The sequence below is a fragment of the Mesorhizobium silamurunense genome (assembly GCF_014843825.1).
Classification (GTDB): domain Bacteria; phylum Pseudomonadota; class Alphaproteobacteria; order Rhizobiales; family Rhizobiaceae; genus Mesorhizobium; species Mesorhizobium silamurunense.
Genome location: NZ_JHQR01000106.1, coordinates 1 through 19,594, shown reverse-complemented (window position 1 = coordinate 19,594; position 19,594 = coordinate 1). Strand labels below are relative to the sequence as shown.

Genomic DNA, 19,594 nt, shown 5'->3' with positions numbered 1-19,594 from the left:
CGCCGCACGCGCGGGCCGCACGCGCCGCCCTCCGCAAACCCGCAAGCAATGCCGAAGTGGCATAGTTCTGCGTGCCGAAGCCGGCGACGACGACCAACATGTCGGTGGGCTCGGCCGCGTCGAAGCGGCCGCTGACCGCGACCGGCAGGCCGCAAGTCGTCACCGGCGCCTCTCCGGTGACCGAGACCAGCTTGAAGTCGAACAATGTCTCGCCGGAGATGCGGTTGGCGGCGCGCAGCGGGTCGACCGCCGAGGCCACGCACATGATCGACGAGCCCGAGAACACCAGGAACGTCACCTTGAGCGTTTCGCGTTCGGCGCGAAAGATCGTCGGCTTTTCGCTTTTAGTCATGAGGCCTTCGTAAAACGCAAAACAGTTTCCGGCAAGTCGGGCATTGTTGGTCAGCTTCGGCGCATGTCGTCATACCAAAGCCGGTTTCCGACTTTTTGGTCGACATGGATGGCTGATTTAATTTGGGAGGAAAGACGATGCCGCTCGCGATGAACCGTGAGGTCTTCATTACCTGTGCCGTGACCGGATCCGGCGGCACGCAGGACCGCAGCCCGAATGTGCCGCGCTCCCCCAAGCAGATCGCCGATTCGGCGATCGAGGCCGCCAAGGCGGGTGCCGCAATCGTCCATTGCCATGTGCGCGACCCCGAGACCGGCAAGCCCAGGCGCGACGTGCATCTCTACCGCGAAGTGACCGAGCGCATCCGCGAGGCAAATGTCGACGTGGTGCTCAACCTCACCGCCGGCATGGGCGGCGACATGGTGTTCGGCTCGCCCGAGGCGCCGCTGCCGTTGAATGAAAAAGGCACCGACATGGGCGGCGCCACCAACCGCATGGAGCATGTGCGCCAGTGCCTGCCGGAGATCTGCACGCTGGATTGCGGCACGATGAATTTTGCCGAGGCCGACTATGTGATGACCAACACGCCCGGCATGCTGCGCGCCATGGGCGGCATGATGACGGCGTTGGGCGTAAAGCCCGAGATCGAGGCCTTCGATACGGGACATCTGTGGTTCGCCAAGCAGCTGGTCGAGGAGAAGGTGCTGAACCCCGATGCGCTGGTGCAGCTCTGCATGGGCGTGCCGTGGGGCGCGCCGGACGACCTCAACACCTTCATGGCAATGGTCAACAACGTGCCGTCAACCTGGAACTGGTCGGCCTTCTCGATCGGCCGCAACCAGATGGCCTATGTCGCGGCCGCAGTGCTCGCCGGCGGCAATGTCCGCGTCGGCCTGGAGGACAATCTCTGGCTGGACAAAGGCGTTTTGGCCACCAATGCGCAGCTCGTCGAGCGCGCCGCCAGCATCGTGACCAATCTCGGCGCGCGCGTGCTTGGGCCCGAGGAAGTGCGTAAGAAGCTCAACCTTACCAAGCGGGCGCCGATCGCCGCGTGATTCGGGGGGTCGGATATGACAACCGTCAAATTCACGGCGATGAAGGACGGCGACAGGCAAGACTATGAATTCCTGACCGCGCACGAGATCGACTATGCCGCCAGGACCGGCGACCGGCTGCTCGATGCACTCGTGCAGCTCGACGAGGGCCTTTCCGGCTACAAGATCACCCGGCTCGGCCACTCGCTGCAGGCCGCGACGCGTGCCTGGCACGACGGCGCCGACAGCGACTGGCTGGTCTCCGCGCTGCTGCACGACATCGGCGATATCTACGCGCCCTACAACCATGACGAATATGCCGCGACGATCCTGAAGCCGTTCGTGCGCGAGCAATGCACCTGGGTGGTGGAGAAGCACGGCGATTTCCAGCGCCTCTATTACGCGCATCATCTCGGCGGCAACCGCCATGCCCGCGACCGCTTCGCAGGCCACCTTTATTTCGACGACTGCGACCAGTTCTGCGAGCGCTGGGACCAGTCGAGCTTCGATCCCGACTACGACACGCTGCCGATCGAATTCTTCCGGCCTTTCGTGCTCGACGTCTTCGCGCGCAAGGCCTACGACCCGGCGGTGATCCGCGCCGGCGAGCGCGTGCCGCTTACCGATCCCGAAACAGCCAGGACAAGAACCGGAGCCTGATCATGAGCATCATCAACAAGGCGGCCGCCATCGGCGGCGGTGTCATCGGCGCCGGCTGGGTGGCGCGGCTGCTCTTGAACGGCATCGACGTGTCGATCTTCGATCCCGATCCCGAAGCATCACGCAAGGTGGGCGAAGTGATGAAGGGCGCGCGCCGCGCCTACAAGCAGATGCTGCCCGGCGGCCTGCCCAAGGAAGGCAAGCTCACCTTCGCCAAGACGATCGCCGAGGCGGTCGCCGATGCCGACTTCATCCAGGAAAGCGTGCCGGAGCGGCTCGACCTCAAGCACAAAGTGCTGGCCGAGATCGACCTGCACGCACCGGCCAACGCCATCGTCGGCTCCTCGACCTCCGGCATCAAGCCGACCGACATGCAGGTGGCGATGAAGAAGCATCCGGAGCGGCTGGTCGTCGGCCACCCGTTCAACCCGGTCTACCTTTTGCCGCTGGTCGAGATCGTTGGCGGCCTGCAGACCTTCCCGGAGGCGATCGAAGTCGCCAAGGAACTTTACGCCTCGATCGGCATGAAGCCGGTGGTGGTGCGCAAGGAGATCGAGGCCTTCGTCGGCGATCGCCTCTTGGAAGCGGCCTGGCGCGAGGCGCTGTGGCTGGTCAAGGACGGCATCTGCACCGTCGAGGAACTCGACGACATCATGCGCTATTCCTTCGGCCTGCGCTGGGCGCAGATGGGCATGTTCCAGGTCTACCGCGTCGCCGGCGGCGAGGCCGGCATGCGCCACTTCATGGCGCAGTTCGGGCCCTGCCTGAAATGGCCGTGGACCAAACTGATGGATGTGCCCGAATTCAACGACGAGCTGGTCGATCTGATCGCCACGCAGTCGGACGAGCAAGCGAACGGCCTGTCGATCCGCGAGCTGGAAAAGATCCGCGACGACAATCTGGTCGCGATCATGGAGGCGCTGTCGAAGCAGAACAAGGGCAAGGGCTGGGGCGCCGGCGCGCTGCACAAGGACTATACCAAGCAGCTCGCCAAACTGGCGGCGAAGAAGCCGACCCCAGCCAAGGCTACCGCAACGGCCAAGGCGGCCAAGCCGGCGAAGAAGGCCGCGAAGCCGGCAAAGGCTGAGAAGGCGAAGAAGAGCAAGAAGAAGGGCTGAGGCGATGCATTTCGGTCTTTCCGAGGAACAAAAGCTCATCGTCGAGACGACGCGCGCCTTCGTCGAGAACGAGCTTTACCCGCATGAGCGCGAGGTGGAGCGCACCGGCGTGCTGCGCCGCGAGCTGATCGATGAGATCAAGGCCAAGGCGATCGCGGCCGGGCTCTACGCCGCTAACATGCCGGCCGATGTCGGCGGCGCCGGCCTCGATACGGTAAGTTGGCTGCTCTACGAGAAGGAGCTTGGCCGCGCCAATTACGCGCTGCACTGGACTTGTGTCGCGCGTCCATCCAACATCCTGCTCGCCGGCACGCCGGAGCAACGCGAAAAGTACCTCTTCCCATGCATCCGCGGCGAGAAGTGGGACTGCCTGGCGATGACGGAGCCGGGCGCCGGTTCCGACCTGCGCGGCATGAAGGCGACCGCCGTTCAGGACGGCTCGGACTGGGTGCTCAATGGCACCAAGCATTTCATCAGCCATGCCGATATTGCCGATTTCGCGATTTGTTTCATGGCCTCGGGCGAAGAGGATTCGCCGCGCGGCAAGCGCAAGAAGATCACCGCCTTCTTCGTCGACAAGGGCACCAAGGGTTTTTCGGTGCGCGACGGCTACCGCAATGTCTCGCATCGCGGCTACACCAACTCGATCCTTGAATTCGACGATTGCCGGCTGCCGGCGAGCCAGATCCTGGGAGAGGTGCACAAGGGCTTCGAGGTCGCGAATTCCTGGCTTGGCGCCACGCGCCTGCAAGTCGGCGCCACCTGCCTCGGCCGTGCCGAGCGCGCGCTTTCGCATGCCATCGAATATGCCGCGCAGCGCCAGCAATTCGGCCAGCAGATCGGCAAGTTCCAGGGCGTGTCCTTCAAGCTCGCCGACATGGCGACGGAGCTGAAGGCCGCCGACCTGATGGTGTTCGAAGCCGGCTGGAAGTACGATCAGGGCACCGTCACAGATCAGGACATGGCGATGGCCAAGCTGAAGGCCACCGAGATGCTCGCCTTCGTGGCAGACGAAGCCATCCAGATCCATGGCGGCATGGGGCTGATGGACGACCTGCCGCTGGAGCGCATCTGGCGCGACGCGCGCGTCGAGCGCATCTGGGAAGGCACTTCAGAGATTCAGCGACATATTATTTCGCGGGCGTTGCTGCGCCCGTTCGGCGCTTAGAGCATGATCGCCACAAGCCGGGATCCGGTTTTTGGAAGAGATCGCGCTCAAACGAAAAGATGACCATGCATAAACTCGAACGTCTCCTGCGCCCGAAATCGATCGCCGTGTTCGGCGGGGCGCAGGCCGCCGCCGTCGTGGCGCAATCGATCAAGATGGGCTTTGCCGGCGAGATCTGGCCGGTGCACCCCAGCAAGGACGAGGTCGCCGGCCGCAAGGCCTATCGCTCCGTCGCCGATCTGCCCGGAGCGCCCGATGCTGCCTTCGTCGGCGTCAACCGTCACCTCACCATCGAGGTCGTCAAGGCGCTGGCCGAACGTGGCGCCGGCGGCGCCGTCTGCTTCGCGGCGGGCTTCCTCGAGACCGAGGCCTATGACGAGGACGGCGAGCGGCTGCAGGCGGAGCTCGTCGCCGCCGCGGGCCAGATGCCGATCATCGGTCCGAACTGCTACGGCCTGATCAACTATGCCGACGGCGCGCTGCTCTGGCCCGACCAGCACGGCGGCATAAGATTGGCTGAAGGCGGCAGGGGCGTCGCCATCATCACGCAGTCGTCCAACATCGCCATCAACATGACGATGCAGAAGCGCGGCCTGCCGATCGCCTTCCTGATGACGGCCGGCAACCAGGCGCAGACCGGCCTTTCCGAAATGGCGCTCGGGCTGATCGAGGACGAGCGCGTCACCTCGCTTGGCCTGCATATCGAGGCTTTCGACTCCGTGGCCGGCTTCGAGCGACTGGCTGCCAGGGCGCGTGAGCTGAAGAAGCCGATCATCGCCATGAAGGTCGGCCGTTCGGAGCAGGCGCGGCAGGCGACGGTGTCGCACACCGCCTCGCTGGCCGGTTCCGATGCCGCCTCGGGCGCCTTCCTGAAGCGGCTGGGCATTGCGCGCGTCGATTCCATCCCGGCCTTCATCGAGGCGCTGAAGCTCTTGCACATCACCGGGCCGCTGCCGGGCTACAAGCTGTCGTCGATGAGCTGCTCGGGCGGCGAGGCTTCAGTGATGGCCGACAGCGCCGAAGGGCGCTGGGTGCATTTCCCGACGCTGAGCGCCGAGCATCGCGCGCATGTGAAATCGACGCTCGGGCCACTGGTCGCGGTCGCCAATCCACTCGACTACCACACCTTCATCTGGAACAACGAGCCGGCGATGACGGCCACCTTCACCGCCATGGTGTCGGGCGGCTTCGACCTCAACATGCTGGTGCTCGACTTCCCGCGCCCCGACCGCTGCTCCGACACCGACTGGTGGGCGACGCTGCGCGCCTTCGAGGCGGCGCTGAAGACCAACAGGGCGCAGGGCGCGATCGTCTCCTCGCTCCCTGAGAACCTGCCTGAGGAATACACGGCCGGGCTGATGGCGCGTGGCATGGTGCCGTTGTTCGGTATTTCCGAGGCCCTGGATGCCGCGCAGGCGGCGGCCTTCATCGGCTGGGCCTGGCGCGAGCCGCAGGCGCAGCCGGTCGACACCACGGCCGCCGGCGCGACCGATGGCGGCCACGTCACTCCCGACGAGGCCGAGGCCAAGGACAGGCTGATCAAGGCGGGCCTGCCGGTGCCGAAAGGCGAGCGCGCTTCCAACGCGGTCGAGGCGGTGATCTCATCGATGGCGCTCGGCTTCCCGGTGGCGCTGAAAGCGCTGGGCGTGACCCACAAGTCGGAAGTCGGCGCGGTGCGGCTGAACCTCAAGGACGCCGAATCCGTCAGCAACGCGGCGCATGACCTTTTGCCGCTCGGCACCGGCCTCTATGCCGAGCGCATGGTGCGCGACGGCGTCGCCGAGCTGATCGTCGGCTTCACCCGCGACCCGATGTTCGGCGCGGTGATGACGCTCGGCACCGGCGGCGTGCTGGTCGAGCTGTTGCGCGACAGCGTGACCCTGATGCTGCCGGCGACGCGCGACGACATCGAAGCTGCTCTGCGTGGACTGAAGCTTTATCCGCTCTTGGAAGGCTATCGCGGCCGGCCGAAGGCCGACGCCCAGGCCGCCATCGTTGCGATTTCGGGCATTGCCGACTTCGTGCAGAAGAATGAAGGCGAGATCGAGGAACTCGACATCAACCCGCTGATCGTCTGCGCCGAAGGCAAGGGCGCCTGGATCGCCGACGCCCTGCTGGTGCTTGGAGAAAAGAAGAATGGCTGACGTCATCACCACCCGCCGCGAAGGCACCATCCTCGAAGTCACGCTCGACCGGCCGAAGGCCAACGCCATCGACCTCAAGACCTCGCGGCTGATGGGCGAGACTTTCAAGGCGTTCCGCGACGATCCGGACCTGCGCGTCGCCATCGTCAAGACCGCCGGCGACAAGTTCTTCAGCGCCGGCTGGGACCTGAAGGCGGCGGCCTCGGGCGACGCGGTCGACGGCGACTATGGCATCGGCGGCTTTGCCGGGCTGCAGGAGTTGCGCGACCTCAACAAGCCGGTGATCGCCTGCGTCAACGGCATGGCGGTGGGCGGCGGCTTCGAGCTGGCGCTGTCCTGCGACCTCATCTATGCCTCGGACCACTCCTCCTTCGCGCTGCCCGAGATCCGCGCCGGCACGCTTGCCGACGCCGCGACCATCAAGCTGCCGAAGCGCATCCCCTATCACGTCGCGATGGACCTGCTTCTCACCGGCCGCTGGATGGATGTGGCGGAGGCGCATCGCTGGGGCCTGGTCAACGAGGTGCTGCCCACGGAGAAGCTCGAGGATCGCGTCTGGGAGATCGCACGCCTGCTCGCCAGCGGCCCGCCGCTAGTCTTCGCCGCGATCAAGGAGACGGCGCGCGTCGCCGAAGCGCTGACCTTCCAGGAGGCGATGAACAAGGTGACGCGCCGGCAGCTGCCGACGGTCGATATCCTCTACGGTTCGGAGGACAATATGGAAGGGTTCCGGGCATTCGCCGAAAAGCGCGACCCTGTGTGGAAAGGGAAGTGACACTGCGAAGATGACGGCGCGTCCCACCCCCCTCTGCCCTGCCGGGGATCTCCCCCTCGAGGGGGGAGATTGGCGGATGCTTCGCCGGCGCCTCCTTAGCAACGTCGAAAATTGGCGAAAGCCGAAAAGACATCCAATCTCCCCCCTTGAGGGGGAGAAGGCCGGTCCACCCTCCGTAGCTGCAGCGCAGCTGCTGCGGAGGACGGGCAGGCCAGAGGGGGGCGCCCAGGCTCAACCTTTGCAGCCAGTCCACGCGCCATGACCGACTACAAGACCCCCATCGACGCCGAGACCTGGGCCTTCATCGAGAAGACCAATTCCTATTGCCCGCCGGATACGATCGACCACACGATTGCCCAGCAGCGTGAAATCTACGACCGGATGTGCCGCGAGTTCTTCGCCGGCTACCCACAGGGCGTGACGGCGGAAACGATGGCAATAGCCGCGCCGTGGAATAGTATCCCGATCCGCATCTATCGCAGCGCGGCGCCGGACAAGGCTGCCATGGTGCTCTATGTCCATGGCGGCGGCTTCATTCTCGGCGGGCTGGACAGCCATGACGATGTCTGCGCCGAGCTTTGCGCCCGCACAGGCTACGAAGTGGTCTCCGTCGACTACCGGCTCGCGCCGGAGCATTTGCATCCGGCCGCTTTCGACGATGTCATGAACGCCTTCGAGTGGGCGACCTCGACCTATGATTGCCCGGTCCTGCTCTGCGGCGACAGCGCCGGCGGCAATCTCTGCGCCGCCGTTGCCCATGCGACGCGCGGCCATGTGAAGAAGCCGGTCGGCCAGGTGCTGATCTATCCCAGCCTTGGCGGCGACCGCTCGCGCGGCTCCTATGTCACGCATGCCGAGGCGCCGATGCTGACGGTGCGTGATCTCGAGTTCTACAAGCATATCCGCACCGGCGGCGTGGACCGAACCGGCGACATCACCTTGTATCCGCTCGCCGATGCCGATTTCGCCTACCTGCCGCCGACCGTGCTGATCACCGCGCAATGCGACCCGCTGTCGTCCGACGGCGAGGCCTATCGCGACCGCGTCGTCGCGGCCGGCGGGCATGCATACTGGTTCGAGGAACCGGGGCTCGTGCACGGCTATTTGAGAGCCCGGCACACGGTCGGCCGGGCACGGTCGAGCTTCACCCGCATCGTCGAGGCGGTGTCGGCGCTCGGCGGGGGCGAGTGGACCTGGTGATCCTCCCTGGCGGCAAAGGCATGTGTTCCGCCCCCGCGCCTCTCATGCATTGAACCTTTCCGCGTCAGCCTGCGACTGACGGCCAGGCGCCGTTTGGCATGCGCCGGAAAGGAGCCACAATGACCAGAAACCCAGAGACTCGGGGGCCTCCGGGAGCAACAGGAGTCCGGCGCGACCATCGCCTTCGGGATGGGATCGATGTGCTGGGCTTTCGGCTGATTCCGTTGACCCTGCCAGGCAGCCGTCGTATCGTGACCAGGCGGAAAAAAGACAATTCGATCAGGGACGAACGAGCCGGAACGCCGCGCCTTGCCCTGATTTGCGCGGCGAAAACGGATGGTTCTTCCGAAGACTTCGGGGGGAGTTCAATGTTTTGCGACCGCGGCTCGTTCGTGGCTTCTCGCGCCTGCGGTGTGCGCCGCGCGATAACGACAGCCGGCGGAATACTCGCCCTGGCGTTGTCCGCCGGCCTCTGGCTTGGCGGCCTTGCGAAAGCCCAGGAAACCCGGATCATCTATCCCGGCTCGATGGCGGTGACCGGCTTCCCGGGCACAATCATTCCCGATTTCGATCAGGGTTTGCCGCCCGGCGTCGACCCGGTCGAAGAAACCTTCATCGACACCTCGCAGGCCTCATTGCGCATTTTCGACGTCTCGCGGCTCGGCGGCCCGGCCTCGGGCCAGCTCGTCTACACGCCGCCGCCTTTCGAGGTGACGGCCGGCCAGATCGGCGAGGTGTTCGGCCTCACCTATGACGACGGCGTGCGCGACGGCATGCCTTCGGGCATCCCCAACCTCTATGCGGCAGCGACCTCGCTACACGGCGTCGAGATCGTCACGCCGGATGCCGACGATGACGGGCGCCCCGAGCGGCAGCGCCGCGGTAGCGCGGGCGCTACCTTCATGGACGGCCAGTTCGGCATCGAAAACGGCGGCGGCCCGGGCACGATCTGGAAGATCGACGGCATCACCGGCGCCGTATCGAAATTCGCCGATATCGACACCAACAGCGGTCCCGGCATCGGCAACCTCGCCTTCGATCCAACCCATCGTGAGTTCTTCGCGTCGGACCTCGACACCGGCCTGATCCACCGCATCGACGTCGAGGGCAATCTGATCGACAGCTTCGATCATGGCGTTGCCGGGCGTCCCGCGCATGGGCTCGCCCCGGTCGCCGACGACGGCGCCGTCATGAACATCCAGGCCGCCGCTTTCGATAGCGAAGACCCCGCGACATGGGGCTATACGCAGGTTGCGCGTCGCGTCTGGGCTGTCGCCTATCATGGCGGCCGGCTCTACTATTCCGTCGGCGAGAAGGCCGAAATCTGGTCGGTCGGCATTGCGAGCGACGGAAGCTTTGCCGGCGATCCGCGCTGGGAGCTGACGGTCAAGGCCGACAAGGACTATGCCGTCACCGACATCGCCTTCGACAATAAGGGCTTCATGTACCTCGCCCAGCGCGGCGCGGTCGAGAACCGCTACGACTACGGCCGCTTCGCCGATTCCGGCAACGGCGAGGTCATTCGCTACCAGCGCGAGGATCCGGACAATCCGGCGACGGAATCGGTCTGGATCGAGGTGCCGCAGGAATATGCGATCGGCTTCCCGCAGGGCAATCGCCAGTCGGCCGGCGGCGTCGATCTGCAATACCGCTACGATGCCGAGGGCAACCTCGACAACTCGGTGTGCACCGACACGGTGCTCAACACCGGCGATAAATTGCGCGACAATCCCGAGCTTGCCGAGCGGCTAGCCGCGGGCGGACCGCTCGCCGTGCATGGCGTGCAGGTGACGCCGAGCGCGCTGGTCAAGCCGGCCAACGTGCCGCCTTTCGGCTCATGGTTCGTCGACTTCGACGGCTATTTCGAAGACCCGGACGTCCAGGGCCATGTCGGCGACGTCAGGGTCTGGCGGCCGTGCGAGGGCCGTGCCGGCCATTATGAGGAAATTCCCGGCGGCTATCTGGCTCCCTTCTACCCGCCTGACTTCCCGCCGCCCGGCAATTTGCCTCCCTGCCTCGATGTCGAGGACGTCCAGTATTTCTGCACGCCCCGCGGGCTCCAGGCCGATCTCTATCTCCATGACCATGCCGGCTTCGGCGGCGATTCGATCAAGGCTTTGTCCAAAACACCTGGCGTCGGGGTGACCTCCCCCGTGTCGCATGCGCCGGGCAAGCCGTACACGATCGACATCACCGGCCATAATCCGGGCGACACCGTCAATGTCGGGCTCTGCTTCTACAGGAAGTCCGACCAGGACAAGGGTGGCTACTATCCTTGCTGCAAGATGACGCTGCCGCTCAGAACGCCGGCCGTCAGTTGCGAAGCGCCGAGGAGGGACAGATGAGCGATCTCGCCCTTTCCCGCCTCGCCTCGCGCAAAACCGTCATGGAGACGATCATGAAACCCCTGTCATACGCCAGGCGCGGGGCGCGCTGGCTGATGGCGGCCGGTGTCGCGGTCGCCATGATGCCGGCATTGCCGGCGCTTGCCCAAGACAAGGCTCCGGCCGCGACCGGCCAGACCGCCAATCCGGAACCGCACGGCATCAATCCGGAGCTCGGGCGGATCATACCCTTCTTCACCAAGAAGGGCGGCCAGCGAAGCTGCGATTCCGTCGAGTATGTCCTGAGCTTCGGCATCCGTGGCGACCCGCAGGACTTCGACCGGCCAAGCGTGGCGGCCCTGCTGAAAGCGACAAGGCTCGAGTTCAAGGACCAGCTGCCGCACGGCTTGCAGATCGTCAGCGTCGATGTCGTCGGCGACGGCACCAGCGCTTCAGGCGGGCCGCTGCCCGCTGCTTCGATCAGCACATCGGCCAGCCGGAACGATACGGCGAGCGTTTCCAACTTCCGGATCAGCGCTTCCAACCTTGACGGCGTCGGCACCGCGAACGAACGCGTGATCACTTTCCGCATCACGGCCAAGATAGACCATGCCGCCTTTCCCGCACCAGCGACGGTCGACAATCAGGGTCTGATGGAAGTGGCCTTCAGGGGCGGTCCGGCGACCACCATTCCCTCGCAGGATCCGGGCAAGCCCGACGACGGCGATTTCCTCACCGGCGTGAAGACCTCGATCACGATCGACCTGACCAAGTGCAACCCGCCGCCTCCGCCTCCCGGCAAAGAATGCTTCAAGGTCGAGCGCGGCACCGTCGACTGCGTGCCTGGCGGCGGCGCCTTCATTTACCACATGCCGGTCGGCCCGGAGATGGGCGGCAAGTGGGTGCAGGTGTCGACGACGACGCCCGGCATCACCATTGTCCCCGACACGCAGCAGGTGCCTGCCGGCGGTGGCGTGCTGAACTGGAAGATTGTCGGCGCTTCGCCCGGCGAGGCCATCCATCTCGTCGTCACCGGCATCGAGACCTATGCCGGGCCGAAGGAAGGCTGGAGCCTTTGCTGCACGCAGACGATCGACATCGTCATCCCACGCGACCTCAGGTGCCCGCCCGAGAAGCAGCCCGACCTCAAGGTGGAGAAGTGGGCCGGGGTGCCGCGTTGCACGATGGCCGGCGGCTGCGACTTCACGATCACCGTCACCAATGTCGGCGACGCGCCCTATAACGGCAAGATCGTGCTCGACGAGGTGACATTGCCGGCCGGCTCGGTGCTGTCCGCAGGACCAAACCCGCCGTGGGTCTGCGTGCCCGGGACGACGCCGATGACCTGCACCTATCCGGTGACGACACTCAATCCCGGCGCATCCGTCGTCCTCAAGCTCGGCTTCAAGCCGGCCGGCGGCTGGCAGGGCAGCGCGCTGCGCAACTGCGCGGCCTATGACTACCAGGCCAGCGGCAAGCCGCTGTTCGGCAGCCAGCAGAACGACCGCGGCTGCGCCTCGATCCCGATCTGCCGCCGTGGCGATCGCGACCCGCAATGCCAGCCTCCGGTCGAGAAGAAGGTCGACCTTATCCTGAAGAAGCGCGCCCGCGTCCCGGTCTGCACGCCGGACGGCGCCTGTACCTTCGTGATCGACATCATCAATAACGGCACCAATACCTATCACGGGCCGTTGACGGTGATCGACAGCTATCCCGGCGGCGCACCGGCCTCGTCTACCTTCGGGCCGAGCCCACCCTGGACCTGCGGACCGAACGGCCCCGGCCAGTTCCGCTGCGACAATGCCGGCATCTCGCTGCCTCCGGGCGCCTCGACGCCGATCGTCGTCAACGCGGTGATGCCGGCAAACTACCGGCCGGACACGGTGGAGAACTGCGCCGAGGTGAAGGCCATTCCCGGCGAGGTCGACCTCGCCAACAACAAGGCCTGCGCGAGCGAACGCATCCGCCATCCGAACGGCGGCCAGCCCGGCCTGCGCATCACCAAGACGTGCGAGGGCTCGCTTGCCGGCGCGGCTTTCGTGTCCTGCCGCATCACCGTCAGCAACGCCGGCACTGCCGCCCCCGCCGGTCCGGTGCGGGTCAACGATGCCGCGACGCTTATAGCGGGCGGAGCGCCGGTCGCTATCCAGAGCCTGACCCCTGACGGCGCGGACTGGAACTGCGGTGCGGTGCCCGCCAACACGCTGTCGTGCCAGATTCCCGGCGCCGCGATGACGCCCGGAACGAGCCGGCACTTCGACGTGACGGTGAGCGGCAATGGCGCGTTCGAGAACTGCGCGCGCGGCTCCTATGGGCCGGCGCCGGGAGACGACATCGTCTATCCGATCGGCCAGGCTTGCGCGAAGGGCGGCGGCGGCTCGACCATCCGTGTCGAGAAGACCGGCGATGCCAAGTGCCGGCCAGGAGAACCCTGCTCGTTCGAGATCACCATCACGAATGATGGTCCGGACGCCCTCTCCGGTCCGGTCCGCATCGGTGATGCGGTCGGCATCGACGGCATTGGCCGCCTGGAAGGCGTTCGGATCACCGCGATCGACCCGCCCTTCGGCTGTTCGCCGGAGCCGACGACGCTGCCTGCATCCTGCATCGCCAAGCTGACGCTGGGTGCCGGCGAAAGCCACAGGCATCACGTCACGGTGATCCTCCCCGACGATGGCCGGCTTGCTGACCTGCAGGGCACGGTCAGCGGCCAGAACTGCGTCGGCGTGCTTTCGCCGAACACACCGGTGCAGGGCGGCGGCGACGTGCTGTCGCGCGCCCCGACCAACGCCCAGGGCGATCGCGGCAAGGCCTATGCCTGCCACCCCTTCACCATCAAACGTGAGGTGAAGAACCAGTGCTCGAACGGCATGGTGCTGAACTCGGCCGGACGCTGCGCCTGCCCGGAGGGCACGACCTTCCGCAATGGCCAATGCAGTTCCGGCGGCGGTAAACTGCAGCCGCTGCCCGTGCCGCCGCGCTGCGTCCTGCTCAAGGGCCAGATCCGCACCGAGGACGGGCGCTGCGTCTGCCCGCGCGGCACGGAGCTGGAGAACGGCAGGTGCGTGCAGAGCGAGCAGCCCGAACCGCAATGCACGCTGCGCCCTGGCCAGTACCGCGACCAGGACGGCAATTGCGTGTGCCGGCGCGGTGAGCTGGTGAACGGCGTTTGCCAGGTCATTCCGCCGAAATGCACGATCCGCGGCGCCGTGCCGACACAGGACGGATGCGTCTGCCCCCAGGGCACGCATCTCGACCGCGCCGCCAAGGCCTGCGTGCCCGACAGGCAGCCGCCGAGCCAGTGCCGCATCCGCGGCCAGGTGCGCAATGCCGATGGCGATTGCGTCTGCCCGAAGGGGACGGAGGTGAGGGGCAAGGTTTGCGCGCCGGTCAGGAAGCCGCAGGCATGCTCCATCCGCGGCCAGATCCTCAACAAGCGCGGCGCCTGTGTGTGTCCGCGCGGGACGGAAGTGATCGACGGCGCATGCCGCAGGGTTGACGCCGAGTGCGCCCCGGGCTCGCAGATGATCGACGGCATTTGCCAGCCGATCATCAGGCGGCGCTGCCCGGTCGGGACGACCGGACGGTATCCGGATTGCTTCCCGATCCGCCAGCGACCGGGTTTGGAGATCAATCCGAACCTGTTGCTCAATCCGAACATCCTGCAGCAGTTGGTCCCGCAGCGCCAGCCGAGGCGGATGCTGCAGGACCCGGCAGGCGCAAACATCCAGAACTTCAAGCCGTAACTTCCGATGGCTCAGGACGAAGACACCCGCCGGAACAATCCGGCGGGTTTTTCTTGTCCGCTGCTTCCCCTTTCCAGCATCTTCCTCTAGTCAGTCCTGACATTTGCGTCTGGAACAAAAGGGCAAGGCCGTGAGCAAAAAGACCCTGATCGCGCCGTCGGTGCTGGCGTCGGATTTCTCGAAGCTCGGCGACGAGGTCGAGGCGGTCGCGGCCGCCGGCGCCGACTGGATCCATCTCGACGTGATGGACGGTCATTTCGTGCCCAACATCACTTTCGGCCCGCCGGTGATCAAGGCGATCCGCAACCGGACAAAAACCTTCTTCGACTGCCATCTGATGATCGCGCCGGCCGACCCCTATCTGGCGGCTTTCGCCGAGGCCGGCTGCGACGGCATGACGGTGCATGCCGAGGCCGGCCCGCATCTCGACCGCTCGCTGCAGACGATCAAGGGCCTCGGCAAGAAGGCAGGTGTCTCGCTCAACCCGGCGACCCCGGAAACGGCGATCGAATATGTGCTCGACCGGCTCGACCTTATCCTGATCATGACCGTCAATCCCGGCTTCGGCGGCCAGGCGTTCATCCCGGCGATCGTCGACAAGGTGCGAAGGGTGAAGGCGCTGATCGGCAACCGCCCGATCCGCATCGAGATCGACGGCGGCGTCTCCCCGGAAACGGCGCCGCTGGTGACGGCCGCCGGCGCCGATGTGCTGGTGGCTGGCGCGGCCATCTTCAAGGGCGGCACAGTCGAAGCCTATCGGGAAAATATCGAGGCAATCCGCTCAGCAGCCGACAAGGCCGCCAATTAAAGATGACGTCCTGCAATTCCAGCCGAAGTTGCATGATCGTACGGGTGTCGAACCGTCAGTCAATTCATCAAGTTGGTTCTAAACCTCAGCTTTTTCTGCGTAGACTTACTTAATCGATAAATAGCCCGCCCCTGTCTTAAAGTCGAATATCGTCATCTTCCGCTTGAGACGACGGTGCCCGGATGTATGATACATGTACGGTATTTGCTTCGCCGAGGGGCCCTGGCAAACAGGGGCAAGCAACAGGTGTTAAGTTGACAGACGGGCACGCCGATACGGGCGAAGGCAAGGGTGCCAAGAGCACGCTGGCCAGTTCGGTCTACCACCAGCTCCGCGAGGATTTGCTGCGCGGAGCTTTGGAAGCCGAGGGCAAGCTGCGCGTCGAATGGGTCGTTTCCCGCTATGGCGCCGGGGCCTCGCCGGTGCGCGAGGCGCTGAACCGCCTTGCCGCCGAGGGCCTGATCGGCCGCCATGACCAGCGCGGCTTCTTCCTGATGCCGGTGAGCGCGGCGGAGCTGGAGGAGCTGACCCGCACGCGCTGCTGGCTGGAAGAACGCGCATTGCGCGAATCCATCGCCCATCGCACGGCGGAATGGGAAGAGCAGCTGGTGCTCGCCCTGCATCGCCTGGCGCGCGCCGAGCGGCGCCAGCCCAACGACCCGGCAACCAACAATCCGGAATGGGAGACGCTGCACCGCGCCTTCCATCGCGCGCTGATCTCGGCCTGCCGGTCGCATTGGCTGATCGGCTTTTGCGACCAGCTTTCCGACCAGGCCTCCCGCTACCGGCTGATCTCGCAGCGCGGCCCGGGCTCCGAACGCGACGACCTCGGCGAGCACCGGACGATTGCCGAGCGGACGCTGGACGGCGACGCCGACGGCGCGGTCGAAGCCCTGCTCAGTCACTACCGGCTGACGGCAGAGATGTGCATGGCGCGGCTCAACCAGGACTACGATCCGAGGGCTCGGGCAGGCAAGGCCGCGCGCGGCCGCAAATAGCTGCCTAACTCCTTGTTTTTACGCAATTCCGGACGGAAAACCGTTACGCACTTTTCCTGGAATTGCTCTGGCTGGCAAATCTGATATTCGCTCTGGCCGAACCGGCGAAATTCCGTCAGCGATGAGGCCATAGGACGATCATGACCAACCACCTGTTCGACGCCTTTCGGGCCGGCATGCCGGCGCCCGGTCGGCTGCTGATGGAAACGGATGACGGGCGTTCAATCTCCTATGGCGACATGCTGGAACGGTCCGGGCAATATGCGCACGCGCTGACGCAAACGGGCGTCCAGCCCGGCGATCGCGTCGCCGTGCAGGTGGAGAAGACCCCGGAAGCTTTGCTCCTCTATCTCGCGTCCTTACGCGCCGGCGCCGTCTTCCTGCCGCTCAACACCGCCTATACGCTGCCGGAACTCGACTATTTCTTTCGCGACGCGGAACCGCGGCTTGTCGTCTGCGATCCGGAAAAGGTAGTGGACATTCAACCGCTCGCCGCATCGGCGGGGGCCGTGACGCTGACGCTTGGCCGCGACGGGCGGGGCACGCTTGCGGATCGCGCCGCGCTGCAGCCGACGGATTTCGTGGATGTGGCGCGCAGGCCCGACGATCTCGCCGCCATCCTCTACACGTCAGGCACGACCGGCCGCTCCAAGGGCGCCATGCTCAGCCACGAGAACCTGGCCTCCAACGCGCGCGTGCTAGTCGAGCGTTGGCGCTTCGGCGCCAACGACGTGCTGATCCACGCGCTGCCGATCTTCCACACGCACGGGCTGTTCGTCGCCACCAATGTCATCCTGATGGCCGGCGCCAGGATGCTGTTCGAGCAAAAATTCGACCCAGGCCGTGTCATTTCGCTTTTCCCCCGCGCGACCGCGCTGATGGGCGTGCCGACCTTCTATGTGCGGCTCCTGCAGCAGGATGGCCTGACGAAGGACGCGGCCAGCCACATGCGGCTGTTCATCTCTGGCTCGGCGCCGCTGCTTGCCGAGACGCACAATGCCTGGCGCGAGCGCACCGGCCACGCCATCCTCGAACGCTACGGCATGACCGAAACCAACATGAACACGTCCAACCCCTATGACGGCGAGCGGCGCGCCGGCACGGTCGGCTTTCCGTTGCCTGGTGTCACGCTGCGCATCACCGATCCCGAAGGCGGCAAACCGCTTGCCCAGGGCGAGATCGGCATGATCGAGGTGAAGGGGCCGAACGTCTTTGCCGGCTATTGGCGGATGCCCGAAAAGACCAAAGCCGAGTTCCGCGGCGACGGTTTCTTCATCACCGGCGATCTCGGGCTGATCGACGCCGACGGCTATGTCCATATCGTCGGTCGCGGCAAGGACCTGATCATCTCGGGTGGCTACAACGTCTATCCGAAGGAGATCGAAAGCGAGATCGACGCGCTGGACGGCGTCAGTGAAAGCGCCGTGATCGGCGTTGCGCATCCCGACTTCGGCGAAGGCGTCACGGCCGTGGTGGTGCGCAAGCCAGGCTCGGCGATAAGCGCCGCCGATATCGCAGGCGCCATCGCCGCGCTGCTGGCGAAATACAAGCATCCGAAGCAGGTTATCTTCGTCGACGAATTGCCGCGCAACACGATGGGCAAGGTGCAGAAGAACGTTTTGCGCGAGGCGTATAAGGATATCTATGCCACGGGCAGAGCCGGCTAATTGCGGCCCGGACCAGCAACTCAGGCGGCAAACACCTTCTCACCGCCGATCCAGACATCCTTCACATCCAGACTCTCCGACAGGCCGACGATGTCGGCGGCGGTGCCGTTGGCGAAGCGGCCGAGGCGGTGCGCCTGGCCGATCGCTTCGGCAGGATAGAGCGAGGCCATGCGCAAGGCTTCGTCGAGATCGAGTCCGACGACGCGGTGGACGAAGCGAATGGCGGAGATCATGTCGAGGTCGGCGCCGGCCAGCGTGCCGTCGGCAAGCCTGAGACTCCCGTCCTTGCGATAGATGGTGCGGCCGTTGAGCGTGAAGGAGGTCATGTCGGTGCCGATCGTCGCCATAGCGTCGGTGACCAAGAGGATTTTGCCCGGCCCCTTCTTGGCGTTGAGCGCAAGCGTCATCGTGCCCGGGTGGACGTGGATGCCGTCGGCGATGATGCCGGCGTAGAACTTGCCGGTGTCAACGGCCGCTCCGGCCAGTCCCGGCTCGCGATTGCCGATCTGGCTCATGGCGTTGAAAAGATGCGTGACGACCGAGGCACCCGCCTCGGCGAAGGCCGTTGCCGTGGCATAGCCGGTGTCGGAATGGCCGAGGCTGACGACGATGCCGGCTTCGGCCAGCGCCGTGACGCGGGCCGGCTCGACGGATTCCGGCGCGATCGTGGTGAGCAGCACCGGGAGATCCCGGCGCGCGGCGATCAGCGCTGCCTGGTCGGCGTCCGTCATCGGCCGGATCAGGGCCGGGTCATGCGCACCCTTGCGCACGACGGATAGATGCGGCCCTTCGAGATGCAGGCCAAGAAAACCCGGCGCTTTCTTCCGGGCGGCCTCGGCCCCGGCCGCGATGGCCGCGGCCGTGATCGCCGGCGTGTCGGTGATCAGCGTCGGCAGCAGCGCGGTGGTGCCGAACGGCGCGTGCGCCCGGCAGATGGTCTCGATCGAGGCGACATCGGGATGGTCGTTGAGCATGACGCCGCCGCCGCCGTTGACCTGGATGTCGACGAAGCCGGGAACCACCAGGCCGCCACCGGTCTCGACACGGGGCACGCCGGATGGAATGGCGCCGGCGGGCAGAATGGCTTCGACGAGGCCATCCTTGACGAGAAGGGCCGCATCGTCATGCCAGTCGGCGCCGTCGAAGATGCGGGCGCCAATGAGGGCGAAACGGTCGCTCATACGGTTTCCGTCACCTTGCGCAAATTGCGCGGCGCATCCGGATCGAGGCCACGATGGCGGGCGAAGGCCTCGACGAAGCCATAGAAGGACACGATCAGCGGCAGCGGATCCGTCAGCGGATGGCCGGTCGCGACATGCGGCAGCAGCCTGGCGCTCTTTGCCTTGTCGGAAGTGACGAAAGCGGCCGCGCCCTTGGCTGCCAAGCTGTCGGCGGCCTCGGCCACCGAAGGTTCCGACGCGTCGCGGGCGGCGAGCGCCAGGACCGGGAAGCCCGGCCCGACCAGCGCCAGCGGCCCGTGCATGACCTCGGCGGAGCTGTAGGCCTCGGCATGCATGGCGCAGGTTTCCTTGAACTTCAGCGCCGCCTCGCTGGCGATCGCGAAGGAAGGACCACGGCCGAGGATGAACAGCGACCGCGG

At 65.7% G+C, this 19,594-nt stretch carries 15 protein-coding genes; 12 read left to right on the top strand and 3 right to left on the bottom strand.

The genetic code is table 11. The features are described from left to right. Positions 1-352: type 1 glutamine amidotransferase family protein (locus DH10_RS12495; RefSeq protein WP_485020591.1), on the bottom strand; the 352-nt coding region annotated here is incomplete at its 3' end. A 137-nt stretch (positions 353-489) separates the two neighbouring features. On the opposite strand from DH10_RS12495, the gene bcoG reads away from it, so the two are divergent. The 12 genes from bcoG to DH10_RS12435 all read left to right on the top strand — a co-directional run bounded on the left by bcoG (position 490) and on the right by DH10_RS12435 (position 17,994). Continuing rightward, positions 490-1,407, top strand: a complete 918-nt coding sequence (gene bcoG / locus DH10_RS12490) for a 3-dehydrocarnitine:acetyl-CoA trimethylamine transferase BcoG (protein WP_192253579.1) — start codon at positions 490-492, stop codon at positions 1,405-1,407. A 15-nt stretch (positions 1,408-1,422) separates the two neighbouring features. Further along, a complete protein-coding gene (locus DH10_RS12485; protein ID WP_192253581.1) occupies positions 1,423-2,046 on the top strand; it encodes an HD domain-containing protein in 624 nt (207 codons plus the stop codon). A 2-nt stretch (positions 2,047-2,048) separates the two neighbouring features. Further along, positions 2,049-3,164, top strand: a complete 1,116-nt coding sequence (locus DH10_RS12480; protein ID WP_192253583.1) for a carnitine 3-dehydrogenase — start codon at positions 2,049-2,051, stop codon at positions 3,162-3,164. Between the two features lie 4 nt (positions 3,165-3,168). Continuing rightward, entirely contained in the window at positions 3,169-4,332 is a 1,164-nt protein-coding gene (locus tag DH10_RS12475) for an acyl-CoA dehydrogenase family protein (RefSeq protein WP_192384771.1), read from the top strand. Positions 4,333-4,397: 65 nt separating this feature from the next. Continuing rightward, positions 4,398-6,476, top strand: coding sequence for an acetate--CoA ligase family protein (locus DH10_RS12470; protein ID WP_192253587.1), 2,079 nt, complete (start codon positions 4,398-4,400; stop codon positions 6,474-6,476). Beyond that, a complete protein-coding gene (locus tag DH10_RS12465) occupies positions 6,469-7,251 on the top strand; it encodes a carnitinyl-CoA dehydratase (RefSeq protein WP_192253589.1) in 783 nt (260 codons plus the stop codon). The genes DH10_RS12470 and DH10_RS12465 overlap by 8 nt, the downstream gene beginning before the upstream one ends. Before the next feature lie 258 nt (positions 7,252-7,509). Next, the gene (locus DH10_RS12460) at positions 7,510-8,451 is read left to right on the top strand and encodes an alpha/beta hydrolase (protein WP_192253591.1); all 942 of its coding nucleotides are present in this window, start codon (positions 7,510-7,512) and stop codon (positions 8,449-8,451) included. 368 nt (positions 8,452-8,819) lie between these two features. Then, entirely contained in the window at positions 8,820-10,796 is a 1,977-nt protein-coding gene (locus DH10_RS12455) for an NHL repeat-containing protein (protein WP_376774888.1), read from the top strand. After that, on the top strand, positions 10,793-14,521 hold the full coding sequence (locus DH10_RS12450; RefSeq protein WP_192253595.1) for a DUF11 domain-containing protein: 3,729 nt from the start codon (positions 10,793-10,795) through the stop codon (positions 14,519-14,521). The genes DH10_RS12455 and DH10_RS12450 overlap by 4 nt, the downstream gene beginning before the upstream one ends. A gap of 130 nt (positions 14,522-14,651) precedes the next feature. Further along, the gene (rpe, locus tag DH10_RS12445; protein WP_192253597.1) at positions 14,652-15,329 is read left to right on the top strand and encodes a ribulose-phosphate 3-epimerase; all 678 of its coding nucleotides are present in this window, start codon (positions 14,652-14,654) and stop codon (positions 15,327-15,329) included. A gap of 254 nt (positions 15,330-15,583) precedes the next feature. Continuing rightward, the gene (locus DH10_RS12440) at positions 15,584-16,327 is read left to right on the top strand and encodes a GntR family transcriptional regulator (RefSeq protein WP_192253599.1); all 744 of its coding nucleotides are present in this window, start codon (positions 15,584-15,586) and stop codon (positions 16,325-16,327) included. Positions 16,328-16,467: 140 nt separating this feature from the next. Beyond that, positions 16,468-17,994 (top strand): malonate--CoA ligase, encoded by a 1,527-nt coding sequence (locus DH10_RS12435; RefSeq protein WP_192253601.1) that lies wholly within the window; start codon positions 16,468-16,470, stop codon positions 17,992-17,994. A gap of 20 nt (positions 17,995-18,014) precedes the next feature. On the opposite strand, the gene nagA is transcribed toward DH10_RS12435, so the two are convergent. Then, the gene (nagA, locus tag DH10_RS12430; protein WP_192253603.1) at positions 18,015-19,175 is read right to left on the bottom strand and encodes an N-acetylglucosamine-6-phosphate deacetylase; all 1,161 of its coding nucleotides are present in this window, start codon (positions 19,173-19,175) and stop codon (positions 18,015-18,017) included. Next, on the bottom strand, positions 19,172-19,594 hold a 423-nt coding region (locus DH10_RS12425; RefSeq protein WP_192384770.1), incomplete at its 5' end, for an SIS domain-containing protein. The genes nagA and DH10_RS12425, both read right to left, overlap by 4 nt.